We start from the raw sequence: 15,905 nt of genomic DNA, 5'->3' as shown, positions 1-15,905 counted from the left end.
GTCTAGAACTTCTCTTCAATTCCTAAACCGAAGAGAGCAAAATCATATTTCACGGGATCTTTGGGGTCGAATTCCCTCAGCTGTTCCGTAAGATCAACGGCAGTTTGCCAATCGGTTTGTTTTCGGGTAATCAATCCTAATTTTCTAGCTACCCTGTCCACATGCAAATCGCAAGGACAGATTAACTGAGATGGATTGATCTTTTTCCAGATTCCAAAATCCACTCCCTTGTCATCTGATCGGACCATCCACCTCAAAAACATATTCATTCGCTTACAAGCAGATTTTCTAGCAGGGGTGGCAATATGCTTTTTAGTCCGCTTAGGTGCTTCCGGAAGTGAGAAGAACATCTCATGGAAACGAATTAACATTCCTTCCATTGCTTCTCCATCGTAATTTGATCCAGTCAAAAATGCTTCCTCCAAAGAATCATAGTTTTTATAAAACCACGAAAAAAAGTGGATGAAATAAAGCGTATCCACATCATTAAATGTACGATGCTTGAAATTCAAAAATGGTTTCAGATCTAAATCCTGATGATTCAGCATAAAATCATGAGGTGCATTATCCATCAAGGCCATCAATTCCAAGCATTTCGAAATGATGGTTTTCCGTTGCCCCCAAGCTAGAATGGCCGCAAAAAAACCTGAAATTTCTATATCCTCCTTCTTTTGGAATATATGGGGAATGGAAATGGGGTCATTCGGAATAAAACCCGGTTGATTATACTGCTCAACTTTTTCGTCTAGAAATCCTTTTAAATCCTGCATTGAATTCACAAAGCAACTTCTACTTCCCCACCCTGGGTACCATCAAACCATTTGAAGAAAAGCTGATTCTCATTTTTCTCGGAGACATGCCAATCGAAGCATTTCATATTGGTGAGCGACCTCAAGGAATCATCGTCAGGATTATACAGACAAATATCAAAATCAGGAAGCTGTTTTGGGTCGGTACTATTCCATTTTTCCAAAATAAACCCCTCTTCGATTACCCGAACTTTGTTCCCAAAAACAAAATCTGAAAGCACACTTGGAACTCCATCTATCCGCCTTAATCGAAATCCAGAAGGACCAAACATGATTGTTTTTACCAATTTAGCTTCTAAAAGACCATCTGAATGGGGTAATTCTTCCCACTCAGTTTCTTTTAAAACCACCTTTCTTCCTTCAGGCTTAATTCGAGTCAGCAATTTGGAGAGTTGGGAAAAGAGCCAGGTAAGCCCAATAAACAGTAATCCAAAACTTGCGAGAATGGGGTAAGAAATTATAAAAATCAGATTCCAAATAAAGCGGAATACATGATGGAAAAACAACTGAAACTTATTCATGGGATTGTACTAGGGTACAAAGGTACCCTTGCTTTGCTACAATGACAAACGAAGAGTCTATCAATGCAAAGGAATCGATAAGGAAATGCTATTTGGACCAAGTGCCAAATTCTCAAAAATTGCAGGAAGTTCTTGGGCATGCTGATGATGCATCCCATACATGATTGCATCAAATGCTAAAAGAAAAGCTCCTTGAAGTATAATTGATTTTCCAAATCCCTGAAGTTTTAAATTGGATTTCCGTAGGCCTCTTTCCTTTAAATATAAACCTCCAGCCATGTAGGCAACATCCAATGCCGCATTGACCAAGAGGATTTTCTCAATTCCATGTTGGGCTTCGATCGTTTCCATAAAACCTAATTGTCCAGGATTTTGTGTAGCCTGCCAATAGCCAAAACCAGCAATGATCAGATTAACGGAATTCCAGTACAAATTCATTTGGTGAAAAGCTTTTATCTCACCTGAAGTTTGACCTGCTGCAATGCCTCCCCAAATCATATTTCCAATCGCCCAAGAACCAAGTATCAACATTCCCTTTCGATTGTAATCCAGTCGTTGTTGATTAAAATCCATCAACTCCTCACCGGTTTGCGCAAAAAGGTCAAAGGATAGGAGTAATGAAAAGATTAGAATTAACGGAAGAAAATAGGATTTGAAAGACATGCAATTAGAACTTAGCGAAAAACACAAGGTTCAAAAAAAGCCCGATTAAAAAACCGGGCTTGGTAAGAATTATTAGTAAGTGACTTCTACAGGGAAGCGCGAATTCACAGCCTTTAGTTGTTCATAAGCTGCTTGCGAAAGCTTAATCACGAGTTTGGAATTATCACCAGTTTCTGGCAAAGCGCCAACTACGCGAGCAAAAATCGTGATGTCATTTTCCTCATTTCTCACTCGCATGATTGTACCAACAGGAGCGGTTCGGTGAAGAACCAAATACTTTTTATGGCCTCCTGTTCCTGGAATCACTTCTGCTTGACCCATTTCGGAAATATTCTTAAAACCACCTGTACTAGCACCATCAGGAACTTGATGCATCTCTTCCATGGACGTAGCCACTTTTGGGTCACCTACTATAGGTACCTTGGAAGGTCCTGGCTCGGCTCGACCTACCTTAAGAACTTGACCAACTTTCAAATTATTGGAGCTAAGGGCATTCCAAGTGATCAAATCTTCAATAGGTGCATTGTATTGATTAGCAATTGAAAATAATGTTTCACCAGATCGAACTTCGTGAGAAATCCAATCTCCAGGAACTATTGGTGTGGCATTAGAAGGAGCAGACACAGTAGCTTTTGGCTCTGATTTTGGCTTTTCTTCTACTACTTTTTCAATTTTCTTCACCTCTTCCTTTGGAGTTTCTGCAATTGCAACTGGTTTCGAAGTAACTTCTTTCTTTGGCGATTCCTTAACAGGAGCAGTTGATGGAGTCGGTTCTTTTACCTCTGCTAGTGGTGATGGTTCACTCACTGTCTTTCGAATCACCAAAGCCTGACCCACACTCAAATCATTTCCTTTTAGATTATTCCACTGCTTCAACTCATCCACAGAGACCCCATATTTTTTAGAAATGGCAAATAAAGTTTCTCCTGATGCCACTTTATGCAAATCTGATCCTTCAGGAATCGCTGCCTCACTGATATAAGGCACTCTGATTTGCTGACCAACTTGAAGTCCACTTTTCAGACTTTCATTTGCTTTTACTATATCTCCCACAGGAGTCTTATAGCGTCTGGAAATGGCAAAGAGAGTTTCTTTAGCCTCTACCTCATGAATGACAAAGTTTTGACCCCCAATTTTCTCTGTTCGAAGAGAATCCAATCCGGTAGCTGAAAAAGCTCCCCAAGAGGTCAATGAAAGAATTGCTGTCAAAGTCAAATATTTGGGCAAATGCATAGTGTTTATCGAAATTGAATTCAAGGATAAAATCAAACACCCTTTAGATATCAAGAATTATGCTAAAGAAAATTTGAAGACGGCAAAAACTAAACTGGAAACTAGAAATTGACCTTGAAACACATCTTTTGAGAAACTATCATCGTGGAAATTCATTGAAAAAGGTATCTTGCTGTATGAGTCGATTCATCTTACTATTCATTCTTCTTTTTGGAGTAACCTTCCTCCCCTCTCTCGCTCAAAATCAAGAAATTGAGCGGATATATACCTTTAAAATTGATCGGGACATTGATCCTGCAATGAACAGACGGGTAAAACTTGCATTGGAAAATGCTGAAAAGCAGGAAGCTGATTTGATCATTATCGAGATGGACACCTATGGTGGAGCCGTGAATGATGCAGATGATATTCGAACCATGATTCTGGAATCCCCCATTCCTGTGTATACTTTCATCAACAAAGATGCGGCCTCTGCTGGAGCTTTGATTTCTATAGCAAGCGATAGTATTTACATGGCTCCTGGTTCGAGTATTGGTGCAGCAACAGTCGTCAACGGAGCGGATGGTGCCGCAGCTCCTGACAAGTATCAATCTTACATGCGTTCCATGATGCGAAGTACCGCAGAAGCTTCAGGTCGGGATCCTAAGATCGCTGAAGCGATGGTGGATGAAAATATTGAACTGGAAGGAATTAGCGAAAAGGGATCTGTTCTCACCTTTTCAGTTTCAGAAGCTATTAAATACGGTTTTTGCGAAGGAGAATACCGTTCCATCGATGATATCCTAGCTGCTCAGGGAATCGAAGATGCTGAAATCATTTCCTACGAAGTTTCGGGAACGGAACAAATCATTTCCTTTTTCCTCAACCCAGCCATTTCAGGAATTTTAATTTTAATAATAATTGGAGGAATTTACTTTGAACTCCAAACACCAGGTGTGGGATTTCCTTTAGCGGCATCTATTATTGCCACCATTTTATACTTCATTCCTTATTACCTCAATGGAATGGCCGAAAACTGGGAAATGATCGTCTTCATAGTGGGAGTTATACTATTAGCGATCGAATTATTTGTAGTTCCCGGATTTGGAGTTTTTGGTGTGTTGGGGATTATAGGAATTTTTGCTGGCTTGGTTTTGGGAATGCTTCCCAACGAAAACTTTGACTTTCAGTTCGTACCAGCAGAGCAGTTATTCACTGCCTTATTGACGGTAATTCTCGCAGCGATCACTGCTGTTGGACTCATCTTTTGGCTTACGCCAAAAGTAAATTCATGGAAAGCCTTCAATACCATTACTCTCGCCACCACCCAAGACAGAAATGAGGGCTATACTTCTACCTTTTATCCTGAATCTTTGAAAGGGAAAATCGGAGTCGTTCATTCCAGACTTAGACCAAGTGGCCGAATCGAAATCGATGGTGAAATCTTCGATGCCTATTCCCGAGGTGAATTCATCGAGCAGGGAGAAAAAATCATCGTCATCTCTACAGAAGGCACTTCTTTGAAAGTGAAAAAACAGGAAGGCTAAACGTCTGCTTTTTGCTAAGTTTGGGCCATGAATCCCTTTCAAAGCATCTACGAAGCCGTCGGCGAGGAAAAAATCCAAGACTTGGTTCATCATTTTTATCAGGGAGTAGCAAAAAACGATGAACTTCGAAAGCTCTATCCTGAGGAAGATCTTGGTCCTGCAGAAAGGCGTCTTTTTTTATTTTTGCTTCAGGTTTTTGGAGGACCTCAAACCTATTCGGAGGAACGTGGTCATCCCAGATTGCGACTTCGACATATGCAATGGAAAATCGGCTCCGAACTTAGAAATCATTGGCTAAATACCATGTTTGAAGCAATGGACAAAGTAAAATTAGACCAGGAAGTTCGGGAAATGATGATGGGATATTTTATCAAGGTTGCCAATCACATGATCAATCATGCGTAATCTTTTAAGGAGGATTTACACCATCTATGCAGGATTACTCTTTGTGGTCAGTTTCTTGATCATCTTCCCTTTTTTCCTGATTTGTATTTGGATTCCAGGCTGGAAGCCATTTGGAAGAAAGATCAACAGATACTGGGCAAAGGTCTATTTCATTTTGATTTTCAAGCCTGTACATCTAGAAATCAGATGTAAATTGGAAAAGAACCAATCCTATATTTTTGCAGCAAACCATTTTTCTTATTTAGACATCCCCATGATGGGTTTTATACCCGGAGATGTCCAATTCATCGGGAAGGCATCTATTCGAAAAGCTCCTCTTTTTGGTTACTACTTTAAAAAACTACATATCGCAGTAGATCGAGCGAGAGTGAAGAGTAGAGCAGAAACCATGCGTCGTGCAGGACTTGCAATCGATGAGGGAAGTAGCATTGTGATTTTCCCGGAAGGAGGAATTTATACGCACCATCCACCTTCTATGGTACATTTTAAAAATGGGGCGTTTCGATTGGCCTTGGAAAAACAAATCCCCATAATTCCTGTCACCTTATCGTATAATCATCTAATTTTACCCGACGACGGCCGCCTGCTATTGGACTTCCATGCAGCAAAAATGGTCTTGCATGAAGCTATTGTGCCTACTGAAGAGTCCAGCGAAGAAGATTTGAAAAATGCATGTTTTGCAGTTATCCAAAAACAATTAAACGAGGATAATGCCGTTTTTTACAATAATTAGAAAATGAAAATCGATAAAGATACTATCAAGAAAATCGCCCACTTAGCCAGACTTGAATTTGATGAAAGCAGTGCTGAGAAAATGTCTCAGGATATGAGCCAAATTCTGGATTGGGTAGAAAAATTGAATGAAGTCGACACCGAAAATGTAGATCCTTTGACCACCATGTCTTCGGAAGTAAATGATATGCGGGAAGATGAAGTAGGGAACCATTTGGATCATGAAGCAGGATTAAAAAATGCCCCAAAACGTGATTCCGATTATTTCCGAGTTCCAAAGGTTTTAGAATAATGCAGAAAGCAAAATCCCCATTCTTGGGCTATTTTCCTGCTCTCCTATTTATTCTTTTGGGAGGGCTTTTTTCATACTATTACCTCATTTTTGATCCGGTAGCTTATCGGGTTCTCCTACCCGGATATTTTTTGGATAGACTACCTATCCCTTTCGATTGGGCTTCCATTGGCCCTCTTTCCTTCCCGGTTTTGATTGATAATTTTCTGGTTTTTCAGGAATTCCAATCCTTTGCTCCTCGTATTCCTTATTTGGAAAATGAGATTTTTGGAATCCTGGCAGGCATTAGCGTCTCTTTCTTTTTAGCCATCATTTCATCTTTCAAAAAATGGCACTTTTTGGCAGCAGGAATAGCCTGGATCATTCTATTGGTTTTTAGCAATTTGAATGGTTTGAATATCAATGGCATCAACAGCAATTACCCATTGATCATTTCCATCATCGGAACCTTAGCAGGTCCTGTCTTTTTTCATTTGGAAGGGAAAAATAGGCCTTTGCTTCTCCGTTGGATCGTAATACTGACTTTAGTAATTGGAACAACTGCTACTCTTTTATCAGCTAGCCCGATCCCAAGTCCAAACGTATTTCTGGCTGAACATTCCTTCATTATTTTACTGGGGCTTAGCATAGCTTGGATTTTTTGGAATGGTCATGCGATACTATCCGGAACTTATATTCTGCTTACGCGAGCTAATAAAAACTTGGGGCTTAGAGTTTCAATCCAATTTCTAGTCATAGGCCTTCTTTATTTGCTCTTAGTATTCAACATGCTTTTGGATCTGACAGGCTTACCTATTTCTTGGATTCCTACTTTCCATCCTTTGATTTTGGTAATTCCAGTTGGATTGATGGGTTGGTTAGTTCTAAGAGTAAAATCAAAAAATGACCTAGACCCAAGTTTCAACCTTTTTTCATTAGAGTCACTTCATTTATTAGGTTTTGGGATTACACTTTGGGTGATTTGGAAGCTGAAGTTGGTAGGAAATCAACCAGCTGAAGAACTTCTTAAACATCTATTTACCTATTCCCAAATCGGGTTCTCAGCTTTTTTCATGGTCTATGTCTTTTCCAATTTCTTCACTCTAATGGATAGTGGGAAAGATGTAGAACGAGTGCTTTTCAAACCCTATTCCCTTCCTTATTATCATTTGCGTTTGGGAGGATTGATCGCCATGCTTGTCCTGACCACCTATGCGGATGGGATTATTGGTGTTCAGGTAAATGCCTTGAGCAACCAAGTTCTCGGTGATTATTACTACGAAACTGATCAAAAATTAGAAGCAAGTATTTTATACGAGAATGCTTGGTTTCGATATCGAAACAACCCAAAAGCGAAAAATGCATTAGCTCATTTGCTACTTGAGATGAAGCAGCCCTCTCTAGCAAAAAGCCATTTGGAACAAAGTTTTTCGGAAGCTCCACAGGAAGACAACATTGTCCTTTTAGCAGATCGATATCACCAAGAGCAAAAAATGTTTCAAGCCATAACTACCTTGGAGCAAGGACTTTCTTTTTTCCCAAAAAGTGAGGCAATCCGAAACAACCTAGCTTTATTTTATACCAAATCCAATCGGCCTGAGGATGCCAAAAAACTTTTGGAGGAAGCTCCTTCGAATCAATTAGTAAGTAAGAATAATCTCTTGGCTACGCAATTGAAATCAGGGCAATTAGATATGGAAACAGAGCAGCCAAAAGACCTACCTGGCTTTATCAATGAATTGGCCCATCAGCATGCTTTGGGAAATTTTCCATTAGAAAAACTGATTGAATCTACTGAAAAGGCCATTCAAGAAAGTGATACACCTCTTTTGACTCAAGCTGCTCTTCGAAACCTTTTTTCGGTTCTAGACCAACCTAGTCCCGATGAAGATTTAGCACTTTTGGATTCACTTTGGCAACAGGAAGAGATGAATCCTTACATCATGTCTCTTCAGGAAACGGCTGTAATTCGAAGCTTGTCTGCTGGTAGAGTTGGAGACGTGATAAAAAACCTAAATGGTCTAGCCTTTCGAAATCCAGGAGATGCGGGCTATTTCCTTCACCTATCTTCCACCATTCTTGCCCAGCAATTGGATTTCAAAAAAGCAGGAACAGAACTTTTGGCTGCAAGGGAAAAAGGTTTTCAAGCATTTTCTAATTACCATTGGGAATTATTGGTTCTGGGTGGATTTGAGCAAGAAGCAGAAGAAATCCGTTTGGAATACAGTTTGGACTTTCCAGCCTGGATTCAAAACCTGGATTCGGAGGAAGGGATTTATCTTCAAATCATTGAAAAACTTTATGAATCCCTTCCTGAGAAGCTTTTTGAAGAATGGGAAGGCTTGACAAATGAAATGCTTAAAGCTGACCTTGCAGCAAAACTTTTAAAAGCAAAATCTCATGGATTAAATCCAAAGCAGATTCAGGAATTGGCTGAAATGGTTCAGAAGATATTCGGTGAAAATGAACATTTGAGGGAGTTTTCACAGAATCCTGATTTTCAAAATCAAGAATCAGTTCAGGCCTTTTTGAATTGGTTGGATTTGGGTGATGAGCTTACTGGAAATCCTTATTATTCTCCTTTAATTTGGTCTGCACAGCTAATTCAAAGCGATCCTTTGGTTCAATATGAAATTCTAAATGCAGCCACTGAATTTAACCGAGACCCATTGCTTTGGATTAAAAAAGTTCAAGTAGCTCGTCAAATTGGATTAAGCAATTATGCAAGCGATGCATTGGGAAAAATGAGTGAATGGATTGACGAAGAGACTCTTTATCAACTCCAATTGCGGAAATTTTAACCCCAAATTTCGCTTTTTCTGATAATTGAATCTATTTTTAAGCAAACTAAACCTGCGCCACATGAGTAGAGTCATAGAAACTCACGAAATCAACAAAACCTATAAAATGGGGGCTGAAATTATTCAAGCCCTTAAATCCATTTCTATCACTGTAGATCGAGGAGAATATGTAGCCTTTATGGGGCCTTCCGGATCGGGAAAATCTACCCTTATGAACATCATCGGGTGTCTTGATACCCCTACCGCAGGAACCTATATCCTCAACAATAAGGACGTCTCTGATATGAGTGAAAACGAATTAGCAGAGATTCGGAATAAAGAAATCGGCTTCGTTTTCCAGACTTTTAACTTGCTTCCTCGAGCAACTTGCTTAGAAAACGTGGCTCTTCCCTTAGTTTATGCTGGCTATAGCCGAGAAGAACGAGAAGAAATGGCTTTCAAAGCCCTTGATAACGTTGGCTTGGGAGATCGTACTAAGCACAGACCCAATGAACTTTCCGGTGGTCAGCGTCAGAGGGTAGCTATTGCACGGGCTCTAGTAAATGATCCAAGTATTATCCTTGCAGATGAACCGACGGGTAACTTGGACACCAAAACATCTTATGATATTATGGAGCTTTTCCATGAATTGCACAGCAAAGGGAATACAATCATCATGGTAACCCACGAAGATGATATCGCTCATTATGCCCATCGGGTCGTTCGCTTGCGAGATGGACTGGTAGAATCTGATACGATTAACCCAAATCCAACTCGGGCAGCTACTGCTCAGGTATAATATCCCCTCCTTTTCCAATAAGATTCTTATTTTTGTGGCAGCAAAGACGGGAGTGGAATGAAAATTTACACAAAGACAGGAGACGAAGGAATCACCTCTTTATTGGGAGGGATAAGAGTGCCGAAATCAGACTTACGGATTGATGCATATGGCACGGTTGATGAACTCAATTCATACGTAGGTCTTCTTCGGGATCAGGAGGTGAATGGCGAACGAAGTGATGTCTTAAAAGAAATTCAAGACCGTCTTTTTACCATTGGCGCAGATTTGGCAACCAGTCCGGGTAAAGACAAGGTCAAAAAGCCTGATTTATTCGAAAAGGATATCGAGTTTCTTGAAGCGCAAATGGATCAAATGGAAGCAAGCCTTCCTCCTTTGACAGCTTTCATTCTTCCTGGAGGCCACCAATCAGTTTCATTTTGCCATTTAGCCCGGACAGTTTGTAGAAGAACCGAGCGATTGGTTGTGGAACTCGCCTCTTACGAAGAAGTCAATACCCTAGTAATCAAATACCTCAACAGACTTTCAGATTATTTCTTCATTTTGGGTAGAAAAATGGCCCAAGAACTTGGTGTGGAAGAAGTCACCTGGAGTCCAAGAATTCAAAAATAATCCCCAAATAAAAATTGGATCATCCGATCCATTATTCACCAAATTGCTATGAAAACTTCACTTGCCATTCCGGTTACAAAAACGCAGTCTTCCAAACTGGCAGAAACCGATTTTTCAAACTTGGTATTCGGAAGAACTATTTCCGACCACATGTTTGTGGCAGATTATAAAAATGGGGAATGGACTGACCTCAGAATTGAGCCATATGGTCCACTTCAATTAAATCCTTCCAATGCGGCATTGCATTACGGGCAATCAATCTTTGAAGGATTGAAAGCTTATAAAAATGAGGAAGGTGAAGTTTTGATTTTTCGACCTGATGCCAACTGGCGAAGAATGAATGAATCTGCTGAACGCATGTGTATGCCATCCATTCCTGAAGAAATCTTTATGGAAGGCATGAGACAACTCATAGAACTGGACAGAGCATGGGTTCCCTCAGCAAAAGGATCATCCCTTTACATTCGTCCATATATGTTTGCTACCGATGATTACATTGGAGTAAAACCTTCTGATACTTACAAATTCATCATATTCACCTGCCCTGTTGGGAATTACTACTCCAAGCCAGTTAGTGTAAAAGTTGAAACGAAATTTACCCGTGCAACCGAAGGTGGTACAGGAGCTGCAAAAACTGCTGGCAATTATGCGGCTTCCCTATACCCAGCTCTTCAAGCTCAAAAGGCGGGATATGATCAGTTGCTTTGGACTGATGGAAAAACTCATTCCAATATCGAGGAAAGTGGAACAATGAACGTGATGTTCAAAATCAACGGAACTTTGATTACTGCTCCCACCAATACCGGAACAATCTTGAAAGGGATTACCCGTAATTCCGTAATTCAGCTTGCAAAAGACTGGAATGAACCTTTGGAAGAACGGTTCTTGAGCGTACAGGAATTGAAAGAAGCATTGGAAAACGGCACGTTGGAAGAGGCATTCGGAACAGGTACCGCAGCAACTATCGCACACATTCAGCGAATCCACATAGATGGGAAAGATTATGAGCTTCCAGAAAAATCAGCAGATGCTTTTTCACATCGGGTTTTAGCTGAGTTGGATGGAATAAAGTATGGAAGCAAAGAAGACTCTCATAACTGGATTATGAAGTTCTGAATTAAGAATTAGAGGCTATCTCATATCCTTTTTATGTGACATTGAGCGAAGTCGAAATGGAGTTATTTTTCTAGAAAAACGACTTTGACTCCCTGACTTCCGTTCAGGCAGACTCTCACTCTAACGACAAAAAGAATTTGAGATAGCTTATTTTTATTAAACTCTTGCCCGACTAAGCGGCATAGTCATACATCGAGGGCCACCAAGTCCACGGCTCAATTCGGAAGAAGGGATCTCTAAAACCTCCACTCCCATATTCCGTAGGGCTCTATTTGTATGAATATTTCTATTGTAGGAAATCACCCTTCTCGGTCCAATAGCAAAAACATTAGCCCCATCAAACCATTGTTCACGAAGGGAATAATCGGGATTACCGTCGGCAGTCGCCAAAACCTCTAAATGAGGGATTTCACGGTCTAAAACAGTCAACAAAGACTCTTTCAAAACCTCTCTTCGTATATGCACTTTGTCCCCTTGAATTTCTTTCAAAGTATAGCAGGAAGTCTTTAAAACTGCATTCATAGCATCCGGATAAGTCAGAACCAGATTTTCATCTAATATGGTAAACACGGTATCCAAATGCATGTAATTTCTACGAGAAGGCAGATGTACTTCGTAAACCCGTTTCACAGATCCTTCCGCTAAAAGTCTCTTTGCAGCATGATAAATGGCTTTTTCATCAGTTCGCTCAGAATTCCCTATCGCCACAGCCTCATGAGATAACACGATGACATCACCACCCTCAATACTTGGTGGATTTGTCATTCCATCGGAAGGATAAATTGGATTTACGTGGTCTTTAAATTCCGGATGGTTTTCAAATATTGTTCGAAGCAAATCGGCCTCACGCTGACGTCCCTCCATTTTCATGGAAGAAAAAATAATTCCTCCAGGAGTCAAAGCCATTGGGTCCCGCTGAAAATACAAATTCGGACAAGGAGAAATCAAAAAGGCATATTCCAATAACTCACCAGCATCAAGATTGGGATATTTTCTTCGAAATTCATGAACCTTCAGGCCTGCTGTTAGAATACCTGCACATTCTGCTGTTGAATATCTATTGAGGATTTCTTCTGCCAAATGAACCAATCCTGAACGCTTTAAGGAATCCTGAATTAGCTTGAACAGAATCTCCCGATCATAAAGTACGCGAATCAATAATTCCCTTAATTGGTAAACAGTTGCTCCTGTGGATGACTTAATCAAATTTGAAAATGCGTCATGCTCCTGCTGCAAAGCTTCTAAGTAAGGAACATCCTCAAAAAGCAAATACTCTTTATTGTATGGAGTAAGTCTGTCAATTTCTTTCCCCGGCCTATGCATCAAAACGGCTCGAAGGGTACCATATTCAGAATTTATTCTCAGATTCATTATTGAAATGTTTTCAAAAAATTAATTGATTTTCTGCAAAAACAGGAATTGAATTAGGAAGAATTTTAAAAATAAAATAAAAAACCCGCTATTCTTTCGAAGCGGGTTTTCTATCATAAACTCAAATAAACTTATTCATTCATTTTTTCAATATGGGCCTCCTTGATTTTTCTTCGAAGGATTTTACCCACATTGGATTTTGGAAGTTCATCGGTGAAATAAACCTCTCTAGGAATCTTATAATTAGTCAAAGATTCATGACAGTGTTTGATAACTTGATCGGCAGTCAAGGAACTGTCTTTTGGCACAACATAAGCCACAACTTTTTCGGTGGATTTAGGGTCAGGCATGCCAATCACACCCACTTCCAAAACACCCGCACAACTAGCGATACAATCTTCAACTTCGTTTGGATAGACATTGAATCCGGAAACTAGAATCATTTCCTTCTTTCTGTCCACGATCTTGAAGAAGCCATCCTCATCCATGACGCCGATGTCTCCAGACTTAAACCACTCTCCATGCATGACATTAGCCGTCTCCTCAGGACGCTGCCAATAGCCACGCATCACTTGAGGTCCTTTGATGCAAATCTCTCCTCTTTCTCCAATCGGAAGTGGATTTCCTTCATCGTCTGCCACCATCACCTCAGTATTTGGTAATGGCAAGCCAATAGTTCCGATTCGCTCGGTTCCGTCAATAGGATTACAAGTTGCTACTGGGGATGTTTCTGTCAATCCATAACCTTCAGCCAAAGGAACTCCCGTTACAGATTTCCACTTCTCTGCAGTTACTTTTTGCACCGCCATACCTCCACCAACAGCAATTTTCAACTTACTGAAATCTAACGACTTAAAAGCATCTTGATTAAGCAGTCCATTAAACAATGTATTCACCCCAGTAAAGACCGTAAACTGATGCTTAGAAAGATCTTTGATGAAGGCTTTCATGTCTCGTGGATTGGTAATCAGCAAGTTGTGAGCACCAATTTTCAACATAGCTAGACAGTTGACAGTCAAAGCGAAAATGTGATATAATGGAAGGGCTGTCATGACGATTTCTTCCTTCTCCCGCAACTTGGGTTTCATCCAAGCAGATATCTGCTGCATATTGGCCACGATATTACCATGGGTCAATTCTGCACCCTTAGATACACCTGTGGTTCCTCCTGTATATTGTAAAAACGCTGTGTCGGCTAAGTTTAAATCTATCTTTTGGAAGCTATGGCGGGCTCCTTTTGACAATGCTGATTTAAGGGTAACAGCACCTGGAAGTGAATAGGCTGGAACCATCTTTTTCACGTGTTTCACAACCATATTCACGATTGTACCCTTTAGACCTCCCAACAAATCTCCAAGCTCAGTCACAATCACGTGCTTCGCCTGAATATCATTTCTGATCTTTTCGAGATTGTATGCAAAATTGGCTACTATCACCACCACATCAGCACCAGAATCATTGAATTGATGCTTCATTTCGGCTGGTGTATACAAAGGATTCGTATTAACAACCACCATTCCTGCTCGCAATACCCCAAACATCACAACCGGATATTGCAGAATATTTGGCATTTGAATGGCAACCCGAGATCCCTTTGGAAGCTTTAAATCATGAATCAGATAATTGGCAAAGTTTGCACTCATTCGATCCAACTCATTGAAAGAAAGCGTTTTCCCCATGCATTCATAAGCGACAGCATCCTGAAACTTCTGGACACTTTCTTCAAATAAATCGCTTATGCTTGAATAGGCTTCGCAGTCAACTTCTTTATCCACCAATTCAGGATAATGCTTAAACCAGGGGAAATCTTTCATATCGTATCAATTTGGGTGAATTGTTAATTTAGATTTTGCTTCAATATAAGTTTATTTCAAGATTTTTCGGGCAATGAGTTCTTTCATAATCTCATTGGTTCCGGCATAGATTCGCTGTACTCGGGCATCTGCATAGGCTCTTGCCACTCCGTATTCCCACATATATCCGTATCCTCCATGAAGTTGTACGCATTCATCTGCCACTTTACACTGCAACTCCGTCATGTTGTATTTCGCAGCCGAAGCCATCGCAGAATCCAATTTCCCTTCATTATGAAGATCCACTAAATAATCACAGTAAATTCTACCCTGCTCCAAGGCTGCTGTCATTTCAGCTAGTTTAAAACGGGTATTTTGGAAATCAGATAGGCTTTTGTTAAACGCTTTTCTTTCCTTGACATAAGAAATAGTACTATCCAACATGTACTCTCCTAAGGCAATAGCAGCCAATGCCACTACCAAACGTTCCTGGGCTAGCTCTGTCATCAAATACTTAAAGCCTTCCCCTTCTTTTCCAAGCAGATTTTCTTTGGGAACTTTTACATCTTCAAAGAAAAGTTCACAGGTGTCCTGAGCATGCAGACCTACCTTTTCAAAAGGTTTCCCCTTAGAAAATCCTTCCATATCTCGATCAATGAGCAACAAACTGATTCCCTTTGCACCTTTGGAAGGGTCTGTTTTTACAGCAACCACTACTACATCACTGAGATATCCATTGGTGATGAAGGTTTTGGAACCGTTTACTAAATAATAATCTCCATGGTCTACTGCAGAAGTCCGAATTCCCTGCAAATCTGAGCCAGCACCCGGTTCTGTCATTGCCACAGCACCAATAAAATCTCCGCTGATCATCGAAGGAATATATCGCTTTTTCGCAGCTTCGGTTCCATAATGAAGGATGTATGGCATCACTATATCCGAATGCAAAGGATAGCCGATTGCCGGACCAGAACAGCCACTCAATCCCAATTCTTCGATTAAAATCGCATTGTATCTAAAGTCCTGAATATTCAAGCCTCCAAGTTCTTCGGGAGCTTGCATTCCTAAGAATCCGTTCTCACCGAATTTTTTCCAGGATTCTCGGGAGACCATCTTTTGCTTTTCCCATTCATCATTATGAGGAATGACTTCTTTTGCGATAAAATCCCGAACACTCTGCCGGAATAGCTCATGTTCTTCAGTAAATAGTTTTCGTGGTAGTCCAAACATTTGGGTTTATATTTTTTAGTCGGGTAAAAATAAAAATTCAAACG

Annotated in this window: 15 protein-coding genes; 8 read left to right on the top strand and 7 right to left on the bottom strand. The window is 40.3% G+C overall.

All coding sequences use genetic code 11. The features are described 5' to 3' along the window. Nucleotides 1-2 precede the first annotated feature (2 nt). The 4 genes from NY014_RS02405 to NY014_RS02390 all read right to left on the bottom strand — a co-directional run bounded on the left by NY014_RS02405 (nt 3) and on the right by NY014_RS02390 (nt 3,226). Nucleotides 3-770: a TIGR02757 family protein gene (locus NY014_RS02405; protein WP_259412938.1), complete on the bottom strand. Its 768-nt coding sequence runs from the start codon at nt 768-770 to the stop codon at nt 3-5. Nucleotides 771-775: 5 nt separating this feature from the next. Continuing rightward, nucleotides 776-1,330, bottom strand: coding sequence for a hypothetical protein (locus NY014_RS02400; protein WP_259412937.1), 555 nt, complete (start codon nt 1,328-1,330; stop codon nt 776-778). A gap of 60 nt (nt 1,331-1,390) precedes the next feature. Then, complete coding sequence (locus NY014_RS02395; protein WP_259412936.1) at nt 1,391-1,993, bottom strand: DUF6992 family protein; 603 nt, start codon at nt 1,991-1,993, stop codon at nt 1,391-1,393. A gap of 72 nt (nt 1,994-2,065) precedes the next feature. Then, the gene (locus NY014_RS02390; RefSeq protein ID WP_259412935.1) at nt 2,066-3,226 is read right to left on the bottom strand and encodes a LysM peptidoglycan-binding domain-containing protein; all 1,161 of its coding nucleotides are present in this window, start codon (nt 3,224-3,226) and stop codon (nt 2,066-2,068) included. Between the two features lie 176 nt (nt 3,227-3,402). Between NY014_RS02390 and NY014_RS02385 the strand changes: the two genes are divergently transcribed. From NY014_RS02385 to NY014_RS02350, 8 genes are all read left to right on the top strand, one after another. Next, entirely contained in the window at nt 3,403-4,752 is a 1,350-nt protein-coding gene (locus NY014_RS02385) for an NfeD family protein (protein WP_259412934.1), read from the top strand. Nucleotides 4,753-4,779: 27 nt separating this feature from the next. Beyond that, on the top strand, nt 4,780-5,157 hold the full coding sequence (locus tag NY014_RS02380) for a globin domain-containing protein (RefSeq protein WP_259412933.1): 378 nt from the start codon (nt 4,780-4,782) through the stop codon (nt 5,155-5,157). Next, nucleotides 5,150-5,890, top strand: a complete 741-nt coding sequence (locus NY014_RS02375) for a lysophospholipid acyltransferase family protein (RefSeq protein ID WP_259412932.1) — start codon at nt 5,150-5,152, stop codon at nt 5,888-5,890. Before NY014_RS02380 ends, NY014_RS02375 begins: the two co-directional genes overlap by 8 nt. 3 nt (nt 5,891-5,893) lie before the next feature. Beyond that, complete coding sequence (gene gatC, locus NY014_RS02370; RefSeq protein ID WP_259412931.1) at nt 5,894-6,181, top strand: Asp-tRNA(Asn)/Glu-tRNA(Gln) amidotransferase subunit GatC; 288 nt, start codon at nt 5,894-5,896, stop codon at nt 6,179-6,181. Then, a complete protein-coding gene (locus NY014_RS02365) occupies nt 6,181-8,961 on the top strand; it encodes a tetratricopeptide repeat protein (protein WP_259412930.1) in 2,781 nt (926 codons plus the stop codon). The genes gatC and NY014_RS02365 overlap by 1 nt, the downstream gene beginning before the upstream one ends. Nucleotides 8,962-9,022: 61 nt before the next feature. Beyond that, entirely contained in the window at nt 9,023-9,739 is a 717-nt protein-coding gene (locus NY014_RS02360; RefSeq protein WP_135070153.1) for an ABC transporter ATP-binding protein, read from the top strand. Nucleotides 9,740-9,796: 57 nt separating this feature from the next. Then, the gene (locus NY014_RS02355; RefSeq protein WP_259412929.1) at nt 9,797-10,351 is read left to right on the top strand and encodes a cob(I)yrinic acid a,c-diamide adenosyltransferase; all 555 of its coding nucleotides are present in this window, start codon (nt 9,797-9,799) and stop codon (nt 10,349-10,351) included. A 48-nt stretch (nt 10,352-10,399) separates the two neighbouring features. Then, nucleotides 10,400-11,467, top strand: a complete 1,068-nt coding sequence (locus NY014_RS02350) for a branched-chain amino acid aminotransferase (protein WP_259412928.1) — start codon at nt 10,400-10,402, stop codon at nt 11,465-11,467. 156 nt (nt 11,468-11,623) lie between these two features. Here NY014_RS02350 and NY014_RS02345 read toward each other — a convergent pair whose 3' ends face one another. The 3 genes from NY014_RS02345 to NY014_RS02335 form a co-directional block, all read right to left on the bottom strand. Then, entirely contained in the window at nt 11,624-12,838 is a 1,215-nt protein-coding gene (locus NY014_RS02345) for an arginine deiminase (protein WP_259412927.1), read from the bottom strand. 131 nt (nt 12,839-12,969) lie between these two features. Continuing rightward, nucleotides 12,970-14,652, bottom strand: coding sequence for an AMP-binding protein (locus tag NY014_RS02340; RefSeq protein ID WP_259412926.1), 1,683 nt, complete (start codon nt 14,650-14,652; stop codon nt 12,970-12,972). Nucleotides 14,653-14,703: 51 nt separating this feature from the next. Next, entirely contained in the window at nt 14,704-15,861 is a 1,158-nt protein-coding gene (locus NY014_RS02335) for an acyl-CoA dehydrogenase family protein (protein WP_259412925.1), read from the bottom strand. Between the last annotated feature and the right edge of the window lie 44 nt (nt 15,862-15,905).

Origin of the sequence: Algoriphagus limi, assembly GCF_024919275.1 — a bacterium.
Lineage (GTDB): Bacteria > Bacteroidota > Bacteroidia > Cytophagales > Cyclobacteriaceae > Algoriphagus > Algoriphagus limi.
Note: the sequence above shows the minus strand (reverse complement) of the source record. Positions and strands in the feature narration are given on the sequence as shown.